Here is an 18,876-nt window from a genome sequence, read left to right as displayed (position 1 = left end):
CTCCCCGCATGAACGCCGGGGCATCCTCGCAAGAAGCGGGTGACGGCTTCGCGGTGGCGCCTATGGGCCACTGTTACAAGGCCGCAATAGCGGACATTTAGCTTCGAATCCGTCAGCCTTCCCGCGAGGATCCGGAGCCGTCCCCATGAGCACGCCCACCGCACCCGCGCCGCAGGACCTCCGCCGCCGGTGGCCTCGGGCGCCCCGCCGCCGTCTGCTGGCCGGCTCCGCGCTCGCCCTGACCGTCGGCGGGGGCCTGCTAGCCTGCTCCACCGGCGCGGGCGCCGCCCCGGCGCCCGATGTGAGCGTGCGGAACGCGGCGGCGGCGCCGGTCCGGCACGAGGCCGACCCGATGGCGGCCTCCGAGCCGACGCGACTGGCCGTCCCGGCGGCGGGCGTGGACACCGGTCCGGTCCTCCGCCTCGGGCTCGACGCCGAGCAGGGGCTCCAGGTGCCGTCCGTCGAGCAGGCCGGTCGGGCCGGCTGGTACACGGGCAGCGTGACCCCCGGGGAGAAGGGCGCCTCGGTCCTTGTCGCGCACTACGACACGGCGAGGGGCCCGGCGCTGCTCCGGGACGTCGCCGAGGTGAGGACCGGGGACCTCATCGAGGTGGCTCGGGCGGACGGCTCCACCGCCGCCTTCGAGATCCGCGAGATCCGGCAGGTAGACAAAAAGGACTTCCCTACGAATAAGGTCTACGGGAAGACCGACCGTCCCGAGCTCCGGCTGATCACCTGCGGGGGCCCGATCAAGGACGGTCACCGCACCGACAACATCATCCTCTTCGCCGACCTGGTGAAGCGGTGACCGCAAGCCCCGGAGGAGCAGTGTGAGACAGCGCGGACGGCCGCTCGTCGCCGCCGTGGCCCTGGCCGCGGCGGCGCCGCTCGTGCTCTCCGGCTGCGGCGGCGAGGGCGGGTTGGAGAGCGCGGGCCCCACGCCCGCCGCCATCGGGCCCGTGCGCCTCTGGCCCGACCTGCCGCCCGCGACCGCGCCGCCCCTCGACTACGGGGAGACCGACACCGAGCGGGTCCCCGGCATCCCGGTCCCCGACAACGACGTCCACCGCGTCGACGCCGTGGCCGTGGTGCGGGCCGAGGTGAACGCGCACCCCGACACGTACTCCGGCGCGGACGGCATGTACGAGGAGACGGCGCGGCTGATCGGCCGGTGCGGGACGGAGCCGAAGAAGTGCCCCGTCATGCCGCCGTACTACCGCGATCTGACCGGGAACGGCCGCGACGAGCTGATCGTCGGCATCCGGATGCCCGACCAGCAGGTCGGCGTGCGGGTCTACCTCGCCGAGAACGGCAGCCTCACCCGGATCATGGCCACTGTGGACCAGGTGATCAGCGTGGAGCTGGCGGGCCGGGACGTGATCGTGCGGGCCGCCTCCGCCGGCATCCCGGGGTACGAGTACCGCACCGCCTGGTCCTGGGACGAGCAGCAGCGCGCGATGCTGCCGACCCGGGACGAGATCGTCCGCGTCAAGCCGCCGGGCCCGTCCCTCTCCCCGACCCCCGCGCCCCGTCTCGTCGAGCCGGCTCCGGCGCCGGCCCCCACCGGAGCATCCCGATGACGCCGAGAAGGCGCCCCCGCCTCCCCGCCTGGACCGCGACCCTCACCTGGAAGTCCGCGGTCTTCATCACGGTCATGTGCTGCGCCCTGGCGGCGCTGCTCGGCGTGCTCGTCCATGTCTCGGTGGCCGGGCAGACCGTGAACGACTCCCGCGAGCGGGCGCTGACCCGGCTGGCCGCCGCGAGCCGCGCCTACGAGGCGGGCGATCCGCTCCCGCGGTTCTCCGGAATCGACCCCGAGGGCCTGCCGGACTCGCTGCGCGCGCTCGCCCTGCGGGGCGAGCGCGGCACGGTGGTCGAGGAGCACCGGGGCCGGCCGACGATGTGGGCGGCGGGCCCGGCGGACGGCCGCGCCCTCGCCGTACAGCTGGACTACTCGACGAGCGCGGAGACCATCGACGGGCTGGACCGCTCGATCCTGGCCTCCTCGGTCCTGGCCATCGGGGCGACCCTGCTCGTGGGCGCCTTCGCGGTCACCCGGGTCACCCGGCGGCTGCACCTGACCGCCCAGGTCGCCCGGCGGATCAGCGCGGGCGACCTCGACGCCCGCGTCAACGACCCCCGTACGAAGGACCCTTCGCGCCCCCAGGACGAAGTGGCCACGGTCTCCGGGGCGCTCGACACCATGGCCTCCTCGCTCCAGCGCAAGCTGCAGACCGAGCAGCGCTTCACCGCCGATGTCGCACACGAGCTGCGCACCCCGCTGACCGGCCTGTCGGCCGCCGCCGAACTGCTGCCGGAGGGCCGCCCCTCGGAGCTCGTACGGGACCGGGTGAAGGCGATGCGCGGGCTGACCGAGGACCTGCTGGAGATCTCCCGGCTCGACGCCCGCAACGAGACGGTGGATCTGGCGGTGCACGACCTCGGCCCACTCGCGCGCCGCGTGGTGCGGGCGTCGGGGACGGAGACCGAGGTGCGGATCGTCCGGGACGCCACGGTCGAGACGGACAAGCGGCGCCTTGAGCGGGTCCTCGGCAATCTCGTCGCCAACGCCCACAAGCACGGCGCCCCACCCGTCGTCCTGACCGTGGAGGGCCCGGTCGTCACGGTGCGGGACCACGGCCCCGGGTACCCGGAGTACCTGCTGGTGTCCGGGCCGCAGCGGTTCCGTACGGAGAACGGCGGCAAGGGGCACGGGCTCGGGCTCACGATCGCGGTGGGGCAGGCCGAAGTGATCGGCGCGGAACTGGTCTTCGCGCCCGCGCCGGACGACGGCGGCGGGGCGCTGGCACGGCTGACACTGCCGGAGTACGTGGCGTTCGACGAGGTGGAAGCGGAGCCGGGGGCCTGAACGGCGCACCGTCACACATAAGGGATATAAGGCTTATTGCTTGCTACGTTGCGGACCATGACCGCAACGACGGCGGACGCTCCCCCGCCCGGGCCACGCACCCCGAAGCGCCGCGGCGTGGAACTCTCCCTCCTCGTCTGCGCCGTCCTCATCTCCGTGCTCGGCTACGCCGACGTCGGCCTGGCCAGGAGCGGCGCCGTGCCGCCGGACGCCGCCCGCTACGGCGCCGGGCTCGGCGCGCTCGCCCTCCTCGCCCATCTCGCCGTCCGCTTCCGCGCGCCGTACGCCGATCCACTGCTGCTGCCCATCGCCGTGCTCCTCAACGGGCTCGGCCTGGTGCTGATCTACCGGCTCGACCTGGAGACGCCCCACGACCAGGCCGCCTTCACCCAGCTCGTCTGGTCGACGCTCGGGGTGGCGCTGTTCATCGGCGTCGTCGTGCTGCTGCGCGACCACCGGGTGCTGCAGCGGTACGCGTACCTGTCGATGGCCACCGCGCTCGTCCTGATGCTCGTGCCGATCTTCTTCCCGGCCGTGAACGGCGCCAAGATCTGGATCCGGATCGGCGGACTCTCCTTCCAGCCGGGCGAGTTCGCCAAGATCCTGCTGGCCGTCTTCTTCGCCGCGTACCTCGCTGCCAACCGCAACGCGCTGGCGTTCACCGGCCGCAGGATCTGGAAGCTGCAGTTCCCCACCGGCCGGGTGCTCGGGCCGATCGTCGCGATCTGGGTGCTGAGCGTGGGCGTCCTGGTCCTCGAACGGGACCTCGGCACCTCGCTGCTCTTCTTCGGACTCTTCGTGATCATGCTGTACGTGGCGACGGGACGGACCGGCTGGATCGCGGTCGGGCTCCTCCTGGCGGCCGTCGGGGCCTTCGCCGTCGGCTCCCTCGAACCGCATGTGCACAGCCGGGTCGAGGACTGGCTGAACCCCTATCTCTCCATCGAGGCGGGCGACGGACCGGGCCAGCTCGCGCAGTCGCTCTTCTCCTTCGCCGCGGGCGGGATGCTCGGCGCCGGGCTCGGACTCGGGCACTCCATCCTGATCGGCTTCGCCGCCAAGTCCGACTTCATCCTCGCGACGGCGGGCGAGGAGCTCGGCCTGGTCGGTCTGACCGCCCTGTTCCTGCTGTACGCGCTGCTCGTCGCACGCGGCTACCGGGCCGGCCTCGCGCTGCGCGACCCCTTCGGGCGGCTCCTCGCGATCGGGCTCGCCTCCATCCTGGCGCTCCAGGTCTTCGTGATCGCCGGTGGGGTGATGGGCCTGATCCCGCTGACCGGCATGGCGATGCCGTTCCTGGCGCAGGGCGGTTCGTCCGTCGTCACCAACTGGATCATCGTGGCGCTGCTGATCCGGGTGAGCGACTCGGCCCGAGCCCCGCTCCCGGACACCGTCGAGACCGGGGTCATCGCCCCGATCGTGGAGGACGCCCGGTGATCCCGTACATCCGGCGCGCGGCCGCGCTCTGTCTCGCCCTCCTGGTGGCGCTCCTCGTGAACGCCGCACGGGTGATGGTCCTCGAGGCGGACGAGCTGGACGAGAACCCGGCCAACCGGCGCCTGGCGATCACCCGTTGGGGTCAGCCGCGCGGCGAGATCGTCGTGGACGGGCGGCCGGTGACCGGCTCGCGGGACAGCGGCCAGCAGCTGCGCTACGAACGGACCTACACGCAGGGTCCGTTGTACGCCCCGGTGACCGGCTACGCCTCCCAGACGTACGGCACCTCTTTCGTGGAGAGCGCCGAGGACGCCGTCCTCGCCGGTACAAGTCCGTTGCTCGCCCCGCTGCCGTTCTGGAACGACATCAGCCGGGGACAGCAGCCGGGCGGGGACGTGGTGACGACGCTGCGGGCGTCGATGCAGGAGGCCGCGTACCGGGGGCTCGGCGGGAAGCGCGGGGCGGTCGCGGCGATCGAGCCGTCGAGCGGGCGGATCCTGGCCCTGGTCTCCTCGCCGTCGTACGACCCGGGGGTGCTGTCCGGCACGGGCCAGACGGTCAAGGAGGCCTGGACGCGACTGAACTCCTCGCCGAACCAGCCGATGCTGAACAGGGCGATCCGGCAGACCTATCCCCCGGGGTCCACGTTCAAGATCGTGACGGCCGCGGCTGCGCTGGACGCGGGCGTGGTGACGGACGTCGACGCGGCGACGGACACCCCGGACCCGTTCGTGCTGCCGGGGACCCGGCAGGTGCTGCCGAACGCGACGAAGGGGTGCGGGAACGCCTCGCTGGCGTACGCGATCCAGTGGTCGTGCAACACGGTCATGGCCGGGCTCGGGGTGGACGTGGGCCTGACGGGGATGGTCGACGCGGCCGAGAGGTTCGGCTTCGACGACACGAGGCTGAAGGTCCCTTCCTGGGTCGCGCGGTCCAACTTCGACACGGACATGAGCGCCGACCAGCTGGCGCTGTCGTCGATCGGCCAGTTCAACACGACGGCGACCCCGCTGCAGATGGCGATGGTGGCGGCGGCCGTCGCCAACAACGGGGAGATCGCGTACCCGTATCTGGTGGAGCGGACGACGACGTCGGGCGGCACGACGGTCGACTCCACCGGCCGCCGCAGCTACCGCCAGGCGATGCGCCCCTCGACCGCGACCCAGCTCCAGCGGCTGATGGTCAAGGCGGTCGAGGAGGGCACGGGCACGAACGCGGCCATCCCCGGGGCGAGCGTCGGCGGCAAGACGGGCACGGCCCAGCACGGCCTCGGCAACACCGGGACTCCGTACGCCTGGTTCATCGCCTGGGCGCAGGCCGCGGACGCGGCGCAGCCCGCGGTGGCGGTGGCGGTCGTCATCGAGGACGCCGAGGCCAGCCGTACGGACATCAGCGGCGGCGGCAGCGCGGCGCCGATCGCCCGGGCGGTGATGGAGGAGGCGCTGCGCCCGGCCCCCTCCGAGGGCGTCAGCTGATCGGCTTGCGCATCTCCGCGCGGACCTTGGCGGTGGTCTCGGCGAGCTCGGCCAGGTCGATGTCCTTGGGGTCCGCGGTGGCCGACTCGGTGGTGACGACCGCGACGAAGGAGGCGGTGTTGTCGTCGCCCCAGGCGCACATCGGGAGGGTGGAGGTGCCGAGGGCGTCCTTCGCCTGGGTGACCTGGCAGCTGACGGTCACGTCGTGGCCGGCCGGCGTGAAGTCCTTGGGCGGGACGACCAGCGTGGTGCCCTTGTCCTTCGCGGCGCCGGACAGGATGGAGGCGCGGGTGCCCTCGGGGTCCCTGAGCCGGCCGTGGAATCCGGAGACGACGAGGACGGCACTGTCCTTGCCGGTGTACTGGGCCATGGCCGCCTTGGCGTCCTTGACCGTGGGGTCGTAGGTGTCCTCGACCTCCTTGCCCTCGGTCTCGGAGACGTCCTTGGTCAGCGTGTACTCGCCGGCGAGGAGGGTCTTGGGGACGACGAGCTCGTGCGTCGCCTCGGGGAAGGAACCGGTGACCCCGGCGCCGTCGAGCATGAGCTTGCCCGCGTAGCCGAGGCCGCCGACCAACGCCAGCGCCCCGACGACGATCCCGACGATCAGCCCCGTCCGCTTCTTCTTGGGCGGCGGCCCCATGGGCGGCTGCCCCCAGGCGCCGCCCCCGGGCCCGGGGTACTGCTGGGGGAAGCCCTGCACGGGCGGGGGGCCGTAGGCCCCGGGCTGCTGCGGGGGCGGGACGGGACCGCCGTACGGGTTGTGCGGCGGCTGACTCGGCGGTGGCGGCATGCTCATGCCGGGCACGGTACGTCACCGGCGTGAGCACCCGTGAGTCCGGGCCCCGGCACCGCCGCCTACCCCTCCGCCGCGCCCTCGGCGATCGCCTCCTCGACCTCCGCCACCCGCTCGCTCTCCTCCGTCGCGAAGCGCTCCCGGTCCAGTGCCTCGGCGATCTCCTCGTCCTGGGTCATCAGCAGGTCCAGGTTCGAGTCGCCCAGGTCGAAGACGCCCATGTCCAGATAGGCCTTCTGCAGGCGCTCGCCCCACAGGCCGATGTCCTTCACGCACGGGACGATCCGGCTGAACAGCAGCTTGCGGAAGAGGTGCAGGAACTCGCTCTGCTCGCTGAGCTCCTCGGCCTCCTTCCTCGGGATGCCGAAGTTCTCCAGCACCTCGATCCCGCGCAGCCGGTCCCGCATCAGGTAGCAGCCCTCGATCACGAACTCCTCGCGTTCGCGCAGTTCCGCGTCCGTCAGCTGCTTGTAGTAGTCGCGCAGCGCCATCCGCCCGAAGGCGACGTGCCGGGCCTCGTCCTGCATCACGTACGCCAGGATCTGCTTCGGGAGCGGCTTGTCCGTCGTGTCGCGGATCATGCCGAAGGCGGCCAGCGCCAGGCCCTCGATGAGCACCTGCATACCGAGGTACGGCATGTCCCAGCGCGCGTCGCGCAGGGTGTCGCCGAGCAGGCCCTGGAGGTTGTCGTTGATCGGGTAGAGCATCCCGACCTTCTCGTGCAGGAAACGGCCGTAGATCTCCGCGTGCCGCGCCTCGTCCATCGTCTGGGTCGCCGAGTAGAACTTGGCGTCCAGGTCCGGGACGGACTCCACGATCCGGGCGGCGCAGACCATCGCGCCCTGCTCGCCGTGGAGGAACTGGCTGAACTGCCAGGAGGCGTAGTGCCGGCGCAGTTCGCCCTTGTCCCGCTCCGTCATCTTCGCCCAGTGCCGGGTGCCGTACAGCGTCAGGACGTCGTCGGGGGTGCCGAGCGGGTCGTACGGGTCGACCTCCAGCTCCCAGTCGATGCGGGTGGCGCCGTCCCACTGCTTGTCCTTGCCCTTCTGGTAGAGGGCGAGGAGACGCTCGCGTCCGTCGTCGTAGTCCCAGCTGAAGCGGGCCTGCCCGGTCGCGGGAACGTTCCAGAGGGATTCCTTCGGGGCTTTCACGTAAAGGTCGTGCGTCGACACTGACGACTCCTTCGCTCGCCGAACGTGCTCCTTCCGGCAGGCTCACACGTTGGTAGACAGAGGGTCAACAAGTAGTGCGCAAGGGATTGACGGCCTTACTGACGAGCAGTCTCATAAGAGGCGACCCCTGGTAACTCGACCGCGTGCACAGCGAGGTGTCTCCCCGTCATGACCACTCGGACCGAGCACGACTTCACTCTCCTCCGGGACGCCCTGGGCCCCCTCCGCGACCGGGAACAGGTCGCGGCACGGCTGCTCGAGTCCTCCCTCAAGCACTCCTTCGACCCCGAGAGCGAACTCGACTGGGAGGCCCCGGTCGAGGACGGCAAGTGGTTCTGGCCGCCGGAGCTGGTGTCCCTGTACGACACCCCGCTGTGGCGGACGATGTCCGAGGAGCAGCGGATGGACCTGGCCCGGCACGAGGCGGCGTCGCTCGCCTCGCTCGGCATCTGGTTCGAGATCATCCTGATGCAACTGCTCGTGCGGCACATCTACGACAAGTCCCTGACCAGCAACCACGTGCGGTACGCACTCACTGAGATCGCCGACGAGTGCCGGCACTCGATGATGTTCGCCCGGATGATCCAGAAGGGCGGCGCGCCCGCCTACCCGGTGCCGCGGATCTACCACAACCTGGCCCGCGTCCTGAAGACCGTCTCCACCACCCCCGGCTCCTTCGCCGCGACCCTTCTCGGCGAGGAGATCCTGGACTGGATGCAGCGCCTGACCTTCCCGGACGAGCGCGTCCAGACCCTGGTGCGCGGGGTGACCCGCATCCACGTCGTGGAGGAGGCACGCCATGTGCGCTACGCCCGCGAGGAGCTGCGGCGCCAGATGATGACCGCGCCCCGCTGGGAGCAGGAGTTCACCCGACTCAGCTGCGGCGAGGCAGCCCGTGTCTTCTCCACCTGCTTCATCAACCCCAAGGTGTACGAGAACGTCGGCCTGGACCGCCGCCGGGCCGTCGCCGAGGTCCGCGCGAGCGGCCACCGCCGCGAGGTCATGCAGTCGGGCGCGAAGCGGCTGACCGACTTCCTCGACGACATCGGCGTCCTGCGGGGCCCGGGGCGCCGCCTCTGGAAGTCTTCGGGCCTGCTGGCGTGAGCGGCCGCCAGCCGCACGGGGCGGCGGCTGCCCGGGGCGGCGGGCGCCCGCTCGTCGCCTGCGTGTCGTCTCGCGGAGTTACCCTGCGAGGCATGACCAGTGCCGCCTCGCCCGCGTACCGCCGGCTCAGCGTCGAGGAGCGGCGGCTGCAGCTGCTCGCCGCCGCCCTGACGCTCTTCGCCCACCGGGCCCCGGACGAGGTCTCCCTCGACGACGTCGCCGAGGCGGCGGGCGTCTCGCGGCCGCTCGTCTACCGCTACTTCCCCGGCGGGAAGCAGCAGCTGTACGAGGCGGCGCTGCGCTCCTCCGCCGACGAGCTGGAGCGGTGTTTCGCCGAGCCGCCCGTCGGACCGCCGACCGAACGCCTCGCCCGGGTCCTCGACCGGTACCTGACCTTCGTCGACCAGCACGACGCCGGCTTCAGCGCCCTGCTCCAGGGCGGCAGCGTCGCCGAGACCTCCCGGACCACCGCCATCGTCGACGAGGTGCGCCGGGCCGCGGCCGAGCAGATCCTCGTCCACCTCGGGGTGGACGAGCCGGGCCCCCGGCTGCGGATGATGGTCCGCACCTGGATCGCGGCGGTGGAGGCGGCCTCCCTGATCTGGCTCGACGAGGACAAGCAGCCGTCCGCCGGCGAGCTGCGGGACTGGCTCGTCGACCATCTGATCGCGCTGCTCGCGGCCACGGCGGCGACCGACGAGGAGACGTCGGCGGTCGTCAAGCGGCTCCTCGCGCAGGAGACCGCGGAGGGGCCGGTGGGCACGCTGGCGCGCCGCGTGACCCCCGTGGTGAGCGAGGCCGCACACCTCATATGAGACTGGGGGCGTGAGAAGCGAGAACACCCCCTTTCGCGGCGGGCCCCTGGACGGCCGGGTCCTGCCCGTCCTCGTCGGACCGACCGGACATCCGCCGAAGTGGTACGAGGTACCGGTGCCGGACGCCGACGGCGGGCCGCCGACGGTCTACGCGTACCGCCGCGAACCGGCCGGGCACACCAAGCGGCTCGGGCTCCCGCGCGGCTGGGTCTACGAGTACGCCCCCGAGGGGCGGGAGCGCCACGAGCTGAAGTGGCCCTGGTCCAAGCCGGGACCCCAGCCGGGTCCCGAGGCCGGGTCCGGACCGGGGTCCGAGCCGGGGTCCGAGCCGGGGTCCCAGCCGAAGGGGTGAGCCGCTTAGCCCGAATCGCCCCTTTGTGAGCTCATCGCACGACCGGGCCCGCGCATCATCTCCGTGGAGGTGATGACGTGTCAGGAAGGCTGCTGCGCACGGTCTGCACGGGGATGCTCGCCGCGACGACGGCACTGGCGGGGGTTCCGGCGGCGACCGCCGACGATCCGGTGGACCCCTCGGTGGAGGCGCCGGCCGATGCCCCGGCGGAGGGGCGGACGGACCCACCGGCGAACGGCTCGGGCGACGCGGCCCGGGAGACCCCGGGCGAGCTCCCGGACGCACCGTCGGCCGACGCGGGTGAACTCCCCCTCGACCCGCCCGGCGAGACCCCGGCCGAGCAGTCGGGCGATGCCGACGATCCGGCGGCCCCCGCCGACGGGACCGACCCCGCCGCCGACCCCGCCGACGGCACCCCCCTCGACGACGCCGCCGAACTCCCGCCCCCCGGCGGGGACTCCGTCGCGAGCCTCCTCGGCCGGCTCCGGACCCTCTACCGCCAGGCCGAGCAGGCCACCGAGACCTTCAACGCCACCGACGAGGCCCTGCGGCTCCAGGCCGCCGACACCAAGAAGGTCACCGCCGCCCTCACCGTCGCCCGCGAGGCGCTCGCCCGGGGTCGGAACGCGGCCGGGCGGCTCGCGCGGGAGCAGTACCAGGGGCGGGCCACGGCCTCGTCATTCTCCTCCTACCTGCGGCTGCTGCTCTCCGACGATCCCCAGCACGCCCTGGACCAGGGGCATCTGATGGCCCGTGCGGCCCGAGAGCGGGCCGGTACCGTCACCCGCCTCACCGAGGCGGAGAAGAAGGCGGACGCGCTCGCCAGCCGGTCACGCCAGGCCCTGGACCGTCAGCAGACGCTCGCCGGGCGGCAGAAGAAGCAGAGCGCCGACGTCCAGGCCCGGCTGAAGGACGTCCAGATGCTGCTGGCCTCCCTCTCCCCCGACCAGCTCGCCCGGCTGACCGAGCTGGAGCGGACCCAGACCGCGGGGGCCCAGCGCGAGCTCCTCGAATCCGGCGTCCTGGACGTCGACCGGACCCCCACCCGCGAGGGCGGGGAGGCGCTGCGGTACGCGGTGCGGCAGATCGGCAAGCCGTACGTGTGGGGCGCCGAGGGGCCGGAGTCGTACGACTGCTCGGGGCTGACCTCACAGGCCTGGGCGAGCGCCGGCCGGGAGATCCCACGGACCAGCCAGGAACAGTGGCGGACGCTGCCCAAGGTATCCCTGCGTGAGCTGCGCCCCGGCGATCTGGTGATCTACTTCCCCGAAGCGACCCATGTGGCGATCTACCTCGGCGACGGCCTGGTCGTGCAGGCCCCGCGCCCGGGGGCGAAGGTCAAGGTCTCCCCGATCGCCGCCAACCCGCTCCTGGGAGCGGTCCGTCCCGACCCGGCCGGCAAGGCCCTGGAGACGTACGCGCCGCCCGCGCTCCCGGAGGGGGCGACGGACGGCACGGACGAGGGCTACGCCGGGGCTCGGGCCCCGTCGGCCGAGGCCGGCTAGGCCGCCGGGCCTCTCCGGGTCAGGGAGGCCGGCCCAGGAGTCCAGGGGCGTTCTGCCTGCGGGTTCCGGGGCCGCGCACCGAGGCGTCGGCCGCCGCCGGTCAGCGTAATCCGGATGGCGGGGCCCTCACTGAGGCTTGAGCCTGGCTGCATGGAGAACAACGGGACCAAGGTGGTGGTGGAGCCGCCCGACAGCCGCGGGCTGCGCAGGATCAGCGTCAGCGGCGCGACCGTGGGGAGCGCGTGGTCGCTGCGGGGGATGCGGAGAATTCTGTGGCGCCTCGGCTACCCGAAGGACATCGATGTGCGCGACCATCCGTCCGTCTCCTGGCGCGGAGGGGGCAGTGAGACGTGGCCGGACCACACGTGGCGCAGACGCGTCACCAGCACGCTCCTGATCGCCGGACTCCTCGGCTCCATGGTCCTGCTCGTCCGCATCGGCATCCCGGACGCCTTCGGAGCGCTGACCTTCTCGCAGCGACTGACCGGCTTCCTGTTCATCCTCTCCGGCGCCGTGGCGGGGGTGGCGGCACTTGCCGTGCTCGACTACTGGGGCAAACGCCGTTCGAAGTACACGGGAGGCGTGGTCCTGCTCGGGGTGCTCATCGCCCTGGCCACCACCTCGCTCCTGCTTTTCATGTGGCTCCAGGAGAGGGAGTACACCCCCTATCTCCTGATGTATCTCCCGCTCTGGTTCTGGTCCCTGTGGGCACTGTGGCTCCTCCTCCGCCAAAAAGCATGGAGGGGAATTCCCCAACCGCACAGATTCGCCGCCGGAGCGGCAGCCACGGCGCTCCTGGCCACGGTCAATCTGGCGTATTCAGCGGTGTATCAACCCAACTCCACGCCGGCCCTCCTCAAGCTGACGGCCCAGTTCGGAACACCGAGACCGGACCCCGTCCGTTCGATTGTCCACCTCCCACTGACACTTCACGTACAAAACGTCGGGAAGGTTGCGACATACATCATCAACGACGACTACTCCGTTTACGGGTACTCGGCGAAATCCACCAAGGTCAAGGGGGGACTGAAGGGGCGAAAGGAGGCCATGGAGGGGAGATTCGACGCACAACTCCATGCCGGGACACCGGTCTCGCAGACCATAAGCGCCGGACGGTTCCACAGTCCAGGCAGCTGGCTCGAGCCCGGTGAAGAGTACAAGAAGGAGAAGGTGATCCGGATACCGAAGAACGCCAAGTACGACTGGGTGGAGGTCTACTTCGGCATGGAAGCCATGCGGAAGGACCGAGGGAGAATCGACGACGAATTCTTGATCGAGCACCAGTCATGGGACGAGGAGGACGGGATGGTTTACTGCCCTCCCGAAGCGTGTGGGGACCTCTTGTTCTCGTCTCATCGCGGAAGACTGCGTCACAACAACAACATCATCAATGTGACACGCCGGCCCGTGTACGTCACTGCGGAATGGTGGCTGGACAAGGAGGACTCAAGCATGACCACTTCCATGTCATCTTCTGCCGATTTCATACCAGAAGACGAAGCCGCCGCCATAAGAGCACAGGAGGAAAGCGAAAGGGAAAAGGAAAGATACGGCGTGTTCTACGTCGACACCTCCACCGCCGTACCCTTTGCGACCCTGCTCAAGACTCCGGCGTCGTAGCGCTCCCCGGAACGCATGGGCGATCCAACGGTCACCGATGACACCACGGCCACCGTTGGACCCCTCGTCAGCGGCCCGTCAGGCTCCGGCGACCGAGGCCAGGTAGGCGGCGGTCTTCTCCGGCTCGAAGAAGAAGTTCTCGAAGTCGGCCGGGTCGTTGAAGCCGTTCGCGAAGCGGTCGGCGACCGGCTGGAGCTGACCGGCCGCGCCGATCAGGTTCAGGACGTGCTCCGGCGGGACGCCGAGCATCGCGTTCGTCCACTTGGTGACGTGCTGCGCGGTGTCCCAGTACCGGTCGAACGTGGCCTGCATCCACGCCTCGTCGAAGGGCTTGTCGCCGTTCTCGACGATCGAGGCGAGGTAGGCGGCCGCGCACTTGGAGGCCGAGTTGGAGCCCTGGCCGGTGATCGGGTCGTTGGCGACGACGACGTCCGCGACGCCGAGGACCAGGCCGCCGCCGGGGAGCCGGCCGATCGGCTTGCGCACGGTCGGGGCGTAGCGGCCGGCCAGCGTGGCGTTGGCGTCGGTCAGCTCGACCTTGGTGGCCCGCGCGTACTCCCAGGGCGTGAACTTCTCCATCAGCTCCAGGGTCAGGGCCAGGTGCTCGGAGGGGTCCTTGACGCCCTGGAAGACGTCGAGCGGGCCGCCGGGGATGCCCTCCCAGAAGAGGATGTCGGCGCGGCCGGAGGTCGTCAGGGTCGGCATGACGAAGAGCTCGCCGACGCCGGGGACCAGGTTGCAGCGCACGGCGTCGAAGTCCGGGTGCTCGGGGCGCGGGCCCAGGCCGTGGACGTACGCGACGGCCAGCGCGCGCTGCGGCTCGCCGTACGGGGAACGGGACGCGTCCCGGCCGAACATGGAGACCAGCTCGCCCTTGCCGGCGGAGACGAGGACCAGGTCGTACGTGCGGGAGAAGAAGTCCAGGTCGGAGACTGCCGCGCCGTGGATGACGAGCTGACCGCCGCGCTGGGCGAAGGTCTCCATCCAGCCGGCCATCTTCACGCGCTGGTCGACGGACTGCGCGTAGCCGTCGAGCTTCCCCACCCAGTCGATCGCGCGCGAGCTGTCCGGGGCGGCCACCGACACGCCGAGGCCCTCGATCCGCGGGGCCTGGGACTCCCAGAAGTTCAGGGCGAGGTCGCGCTCGTGCTGGAGCGCGGTGTCGAACATGCACTGGGTGGACATGACCCGGCCCGACCGGATCTCGTCCGCCGTGCGATTGGACATGAGGGTGACTTCGTACCCCTGCGACTGCAGTGCGAGGGCGAGCTGGAGACCGGACTGGCCGGCTCCGACGATGAGTATCTTCCGCATGGAGGGGGTTCCTTACGCGTCGATCAGGCTATTCAGGGGTGGCTTCGAGCGCGTGCGCGACCATCGCGAGCAAGGACTCGATCACGCTGTACCGCTTGCGCGCGTCCATGATCACGACGGGTACGTGCGGGGGCACCGTGAGGGCCTCCCGGACGTCCTCGGCCTCGAACAGCTCGGTGCCCTCGAAGTGGTTCACCGCGACGATGTACGGCAGCCCGCAGCTCTCGAAGTAGTCGAGCGCGGGGAAGCAGTCGGTCAGCCTGCGGGTGTCGGCGAGCACGATCGCGCCGATCGCGCCGCGCACCAGGTCGTCCCACATGAACCAGAAGCGCTGCTGTCCCGGCGTACCGAAGACGTACAGCACGAGGTCGTCGTCGAGGGTTATCCGGCCGAAGTCCATCGCCACGGTCGTGGTGAGCTTGTCGGGCGTCGCGGCGAGATCGTCGGTATCCTCGCTCGCCCGGGTCATCAGGGCCTCGGTCTGCAGCGGAGTGATCTCCGAGACGGCCCGGACGAAGGTCGTCTTGCCGACCCCGAAGCCGCCCGCGACGACGACCTTGGTCGCGATCGGGGCCCGGGTGTGGTCGAGCTGCCAGTCCTGCGCGCCCTCTTCGGTGCCCGCGTCCTGGGGTGCGGGCTGGGCGGGGATTCCGGCGAGGGCCGGGGCAGCGGCTTCAGAGACGGCGGAGTCCACTCAGCACCCTTTCGAGCAGCGCGCGGTCGGGCTGGCCGGTGCCGTGACCGGTCCCGTACACACGGATCTTTCCCTGGTCGGCCAAGTCGCTGAGCAGCACTCGGACGACACCCAACGGCATCTTCAGAAGCGCCGAGATCTCCGCGACGGTACGCATCCGGCGGCAGATCTCGACGATGGCCCGCATCTCCGGCATGAGCCCGCGCGCGGCCGGCCCGCCGCCCGTCAGCACCTTCCTCCCGGGCGATCCCTCCAGGGCCGCGACGAAGGTCTCGACGAGCAGGACGTGGCCGAAGCGGGTACGGCCGCCGGTGAGCGAGTACGGGCGCACGCGCGCGGGGCGCCGGCCTTCCCCTCGTACCGGCAGCTTGTGGGTGTGAAAGGCCGACGACGCAGACGTCACTGGGTGCTCTCCATCGATTTGCGCAGCTCACTGCGGAGTTCGGGGGTGAGTACATGTCCGGCGCGGCCGACGAAGAGCGCCATGTGGTAGGCGACGACGCTCATGTCGCAGTCGGGCTCGGCATGCACACCGAGCAGCGAACCGTCGCTGATCGACATGACGAAGACGCTGCCCTCCTCCATGGCCACCATGGTCTGCTTGACCCCGCCGCCGTCCATCAGCCGGGCCGCGCCGATGGTGAGGCTGCCGATGCCCGAGACGATCGTGGCGAGGTCGGCGCTGGATCCGCGCGGGCCGGTCGGGCGGTCCTCTGCGGGCGCGGCGTTCTGGACCGCCGGGTCGGACGAGAGCAGGAGCAGCCCGTCGGACGAGACGACGGCGACCGAGCGGACACCGGGCACCTCCTCGACGAGGTTGCCCAGCAGCCAGTGCAGGTTGCGGGCTTCCCTGCTCAGTCCGAATGTTCCGGTCGCAGTCAACTGCGTGCCTCCTCGACTGTGTCCCCCGTCTTCTCCTCGGTACGTGCGGTCTGCGTGTTCTGTACGGCTCCGATCTCCGCCTCGACGTCCCGGCGCCCCTCCTCGGCTCCGCGCTGGAAGCCGCCGAGCCTGCGGCGCAGCGCCTCGGCGTCCACGCCGCCCGTGCGCGGGGCGGCGGGGGCGTCGGCCTGGCGGACGACCCTCGGGGTGCGCTTGGGCAGGCCCTTGTCCGTGAGGCGCTGGGCGACCGGCTCGGTCTCCTCCGGTGCGCGCTCGTGGGTGTCGGGCTCGGGCGGCGGGTCGGGGAGGCGGACCTGGAGGGTCGTCTCGGCCACCGACGGCTCCGGGGCGGGCTCGGGAGCCTCCGCCTCGGGGACCTCGGGGGTCTCGTGGACCTCGATGACCTCCGAGGCCTCGTCCGGGACGGCGTCCGGAGTCGCGTCCGGCTCGGGAACTGCCGCGTCCGCTTCGGGAGTCGCCTCGCGAGTCGCCTCGGGAGCCACTTCGCCGGCCGCCTCCGCCTCGGCGAACGCCTGCTCCGCGGCTTCCACGAGGGGGTCCCTGGTACGGGACGGCAAGGCGTTGGAGTTCGCCTCGGCGACCGAGCCCGGGAGGTTCAGGGTGGGCGCAGAGCCGGCGACCGACACGACCGGCGGGACCGCGGTCGGCGGGGCCGTCGGAAGCAGCGGCAGCGGTAGCACGATCACGGCCGCGATGCCGCCCTGCTTCTGCTCGCGCAGTTGCACCCGTACGCCGTGGCGGGCGGCGAGCAGGGCGGTGACGCGGATGCCGAGCCCCTCCCCCGCGGAGTCGGCCGGGTCGGCCTCGGCGAGCCGCGCGTTGAGCTCGGCGAGCCGGGACTCGGTCATGCCGATGCCCTCGTCCTGGACGGAGAGCATCACCTCGCCGCTCTCCAGGAGCCAGCCGGAGAGCTGGACCTGCGCGTCGGGCGGCGAGAAGGACGTGGCGTTCTCGAGGAGTTCGGCGACCAGGTGGCTGAGGTCGTCCGCGGCGAAGCCGGCGATCTGGGCGTGCGGCGGCAGGGACTGGATGGTGACCCGCTCGTACCGCTCGATCTCGCTGACGGCGGCGCGCAGCACGTCGACGAGCGGGACCGCGCCGGGGTGGCCGTGGACGTGCTCGTGGCCGGCGAGGACCAGGAGGTTCTCACTGTGGCGACGCATGACGGTCGCCATGTGGTCGAGCTTGAAGAGGGTGGCCAGCCGGTCCGGGTCCTGCTCGCGCTCCTCCAGCTTCTCGATGACCCCGAGCTGGCGCTCCACCAGACCGAGGCTGCGCAGCGAGAGGTTGACGAAGGTGTGCTGGACGGTGTGCCGGAGTCGCTCGAGTTCGGCGGTGAGGAGGGCCGTGTGGCCCTGGAGCTCGGCGCGCTGGGCGGCGAGCTCGGTGGCGAGGGAGTCCCGGGCGCCGGCCAGGTCGGCGCGCTCGCTGTCGAGCTGTTCGGTGCGCCGGGCGAGGGCGGCCAGCTTGCCCTGGAGAGTGTTGAGGGACCGTACGACCTGGGCGAACTCGTCGTTGCGGCCGGTGAAGCGGACCGGCTCCTCGGTCTCCGGGGCGGCGGCGAGCCGCGCGGCGCCGATGCGCACCACGGCGAGCGGGCGGGTGAGGGTGCGGGCGACGAAGGTGGAGATGCCGATCGCGACCAGCAGGCAGCCGCCGAGGAAGGCGATGCGCAGTTCGAGGGCGGTCACGTCGTCGTCGCGGAGCTGGGCGAGGCGCTCCACCTGCTCGGTGGCGAGCGCCGACTCGACGCCGCGCATCTGCTCGATACGGGCGGAGAGCGCGGCCTCCAGCTTCTCGGGGTCGGTGCGCCGCTCGGCCTTGGTGAGGGTCGGCTGGTCGGTGAGCCCGGTCAGGTAGCGCTCGGCGCTCTTGACGTCGGGGCCCGTCACGGTGTGGGCGAGGGAGTCGCGGCCGGCGGCCGTGGCGGCCTGGTCGAAGTCGGCGAGGGAGGCCAGTTCGCGGACCCGGGCCTGCTGGGCTGCGGCGGTCAGGGCGCCGCGGGCACGGTCGGCCTCGTCCGCGCCCTCCGGCTCGTCGGGGACGTACGTGCCGGTGATCGGGTCGTAGTGCGTGCCGGTGGACTCGGGCTGGGGTACGGCGAGGGCGGCCAGGAGCAGTCCGCGGGCGGCGGAGGCCTGTTCGACGGCGCGGCCGAGCGCGGCGGGGGCCCTGGTGGCCTCGGCGGCGCGGGCGGGGGTCTGCTCGGCGAGCTCGTCGGCGAGGTCCTGGAGCTTGGCGATGACGTCCGAGTACGCCTTGTGGGCCTCCAGGGCGGTGCCCTTGCCGGTGAGCGCGGTACGGCGGACGGCGGACAGGTCCGCGAGGTCGCGACGGAGTTCGGCGGGGGCGGCGGGCCGGATCTCGTCGATCTGCCGGTCGACCCGGGTGGACCGGGCGCTGGTGATCTGCCGCTTCTTCTCGGTGTCGCCCTGCTGCTCGTCCCGGCCCGCGGCGATGTACGCGACGACCTCGTCGCGCTCGTCGGCGAGCGAGTGCGCGAGGGTGACGGCCTGGCGGTCCAGCTCGGCGAGGGTGACCAGGCTCTGGGAGTCGTTCAGTTCGCCGGAGGCGGTGAGGATCGCGGGGGCGCCGGCGGCGAGGACGGTGACGCCGACGAGGGCGACACCGGCGACCAGGCGGTTGCGGACACGCTTGGGTCGCCCGGCGGGCACGGCGGGAACGCCGGAGGCACCGGCGTCGGAGCCCGTGGCCCCGCCCGTGGTCAGCGGGTCACCGGGGGTCTGGCTCCGCGTGCCGTTGTTGCTCCGAGGCCGCTTCTTCTGCACCGGTGCTCGCATTCTCGACTCGTCCGCCCATGAA

Annotated in this window: 17 protein-coding genes; 10 read left to right on the top strand and 7 right to left on the bottom strand. The window is 71.7% G+C overall.

The annotated features are described in order from the left end of the window. The first annotated feature begins 145 nt into the window (after positions 1-145). The 5 genes from ACFV9D_RS02710 to ACFV9D_RS02690 are packed head-to-tail and all read left to right on the top strand — an operon-like array spanning position 146 to position 5,781. Positions 146-808: a class F sortase gene (locus ACFV9D_RS02710; protein WP_385139805.1), complete on the top strand. Its 663-nt coding sequence runs from the start codon at positions 146-148 to the stop codon at positions 806-808. A 22-nt stretch (positions 809-830) separates the two neighbouring features. Further along, positions 831-1,580 carry a hypothetical protein gene (locus ACFV9D_RS02705; RefSeq protein WP_385139802.1) on the top strand — a complete coding sequence of 250 codons (750 nt, stop codon included), beginning with the start codon at positions 831-833 and terminating at the stop codon, positions 1,578-1,580. Then, the gene (locus tag ACFV9D_RS02700) at positions 1,577-2,869 is read left to right on the top strand and encodes an ATP-binding protein (protein ID WP_385139800.1); all 1,293 of its coding nucleotides are present in this window, start codon (positions 1,577-1,579) and stop codon (positions 2,867-2,869) included. Before ACFV9D_RS02705 ends, ACFV9D_RS02700 begins: the two co-directional genes overlap by 4 nt. Positions 2,870-2,926: 57 nt before the next feature. Beyond that, positions 2,927-4,306, top strand: a complete 1,380-nt coding sequence (locus ACFV9D_RS02695; protein ID WP_385139797.1) for an FtsW/RodA/SpoVE family cell cycle protein — start codon at positions 2,927-2,929, stop codon at positions 4,304-4,306. After that, positions 4,303-5,781 (top strand): penicillin-binding transpeptidase domain-containing protein, encoded by a 1,479-nt coding sequence (locus tag ACFV9D_RS02690; RefSeq protein ID WP_385139795.1) that lies wholly within the window; start codon positions 4,303-4,305, stop codon positions 5,779-5,781. Before ACFV9D_RS02695 ends, ACFV9D_RS02690 begins: the two co-directional genes overlap by 4 nt. Here the strand turns inward: ACFV9D_RS02690 and ACFV9D_RS02685 are convergent. Next, on the bottom strand, positions 5,774-6,577 hold the full coding sequence (locus tag ACFV9D_RS02685; RefSeq protein ID WP_385139793.1) for a hypothetical protein: 804 nt from the start codon (positions 6,575-6,577) through the stop codon (positions 5,774-5,776). The genes ACFV9D_RS02690 and ACFV9D_RS02685 overlap by 8 nt on opposite strands. 59 nt (positions 6,578-6,636) lie before the next feature. Continuing rightward, positions 6,637-7,746: a ferritin-like domain-containing protein gene (locus tag ACFV9D_RS02680; RefSeq protein ID WP_385139791.1), complete on the bottom strand. Its 1,110-nt coding sequence runs from the start codon at positions 7,744-7,746 to the stop codon at positions 6,637-6,639. A 168-nt stretch (positions 7,747-7,914) separates the two neighbouring features. Between ACFV9D_RS02680 and ACFV9D_RS02675 the strand changes: the two genes are divergently transcribed. The 5 genes from ACFV9D_RS02675 (at position 7,915) to ACFV9D_RS02655 (ending at position 13,142) form a co-directional block, all read left to right on the top strand. Next, entirely contained in the window at positions 7,915-8,850 is a 936-nt protein-coding gene (locus ACFV9D_RS02675; RefSeq protein ID WP_385139788.1) for a diiron oxygenase, read from the top strand. Between the two features lie 92 nt (positions 8,851-8,942). Next, complete coding sequence (locus ACFV9D_RS02670; protein WP_385139785.1) at positions 8,943-9,665, top strand: TetR/AcrR family transcriptional regulator; 723 nt, start codon at positions 8,943-8,945, stop codon at positions 9,663-9,665. A gap of 10 nt (positions 9,666-9,675) precedes the next feature. Beyond that, a complete protein-coding gene (locus ACFV9D_RS02665; RefSeq protein WP_385139783.1) occupies positions 9,676-10,017 on the top strand; it encodes a hypothetical protein in 342 nt (113 codons plus the stop codon). 77 nt (positions 10,018-10,094) lie between these two features. Then, on the top strand, positions 10,095-11,522 hold the full coding sequence (locus tag ACFV9D_RS02660) for an NlpC/P60 family protein (RefSeq protein WP_385139780.1): 1,428 nt from the start codon (positions 10,095-10,097) through the stop codon (positions 11,520-11,522). Between the two features lie 150 nt (positions 11,523-11,672). Next, positions 11,673-13,142 (top strand): hypothetical protein, encoded by a 1,470-nt coding sequence (locus tag ACFV9D_RS02655; protein ID WP_385139777.1) that lies wholly within the window; start codon positions 11,673-11,675, stop codon positions 13,140-13,142. 78 nt (positions 13,143-13,220) lie between these two features. Here the strand turns inward: ACFV9D_RS02655 and ACFV9D_RS02650 are convergent, their stop codons facing one another. From ACFV9D_RS02650 to ACFV9D_RS02630, 5 genes are read right to left on the bottom strand one after another with little or no spacing between them, the layout of a single operon-like run. Beyond that, a complete protein-coding gene (locus ACFV9D_RS02650; protein ID WP_385139775.1) occupies positions 13,221-14,456 on the bottom strand; it encodes a styrene monooxygenase/indole monooxygenase family protein in 1,236 nt (411 codons plus the stop codon). Between the two features lie 28 nt (positions 14,457-14,484). Next, on the bottom strand, positions 14,485-15,150 hold the full coding sequence (locus tag ACFV9D_RS02645; protein ID WP_385139772.1) for an ATP/GTP-binding protein: 666 nt from the start codon (positions 15,148-15,150) through the stop codon (positions 14,485-14,487). Further along, a complete protein-coding gene (locus ACFV9D_RS02640) occupies positions 15,131-15,553 on the bottom strand; it encodes a DUF742 domain-containing protein (protein ID WP_385139769.1) in 423 nt (140 codons plus the stop codon). Before ACFV9D_RS02640 ends, ACFV9D_RS02645 begins: the two co-directional genes overlap by 20 nt. Next, positions 15,550-16,032, bottom strand: a complete 483-nt coding sequence (locus ACFV9D_RS02635) for a roadblock/LC7 domain-containing protein (protein WP_385139766.1) — start codon at positions 16,030-16,032, stop codon at positions 15,550-15,552. The genes ACFV9D_RS02640 and ACFV9D_RS02635 overlap by 4 nt, the downstream gene beginning before the upstream one ends. Beyond that, entirely contained in the window at positions 16,029-18,854 is a 2,826-nt protein-coding gene (locus ACFV9D_RS02630; RefSeq protein WP_385139763.1) for a nitrate- and nitrite sensing domain-containing protein, read from the bottom strand. Before ACFV9D_RS02630 ends, ACFV9D_RS02635 begins: the two co-directional genes overlap by 4 nt. Between the last annotated feature and the right edge of the window lie 22 nt (positions 18,855-18,876).

It is taken from the genome of Streptomyces sp. NPDC059875, from assembly GCF_042731085.1.
Classification (GTDB): Bacteria; Actinomycetota; Actinomycetes; order Streptomycetales; family Streptomycetaceae; genus Streptomyces.
The sequence above is the reverse complement of the archived record's forward strand: the minus strand, read 5'-3'. Positions and strand labels throughout refer to the sequence as shown.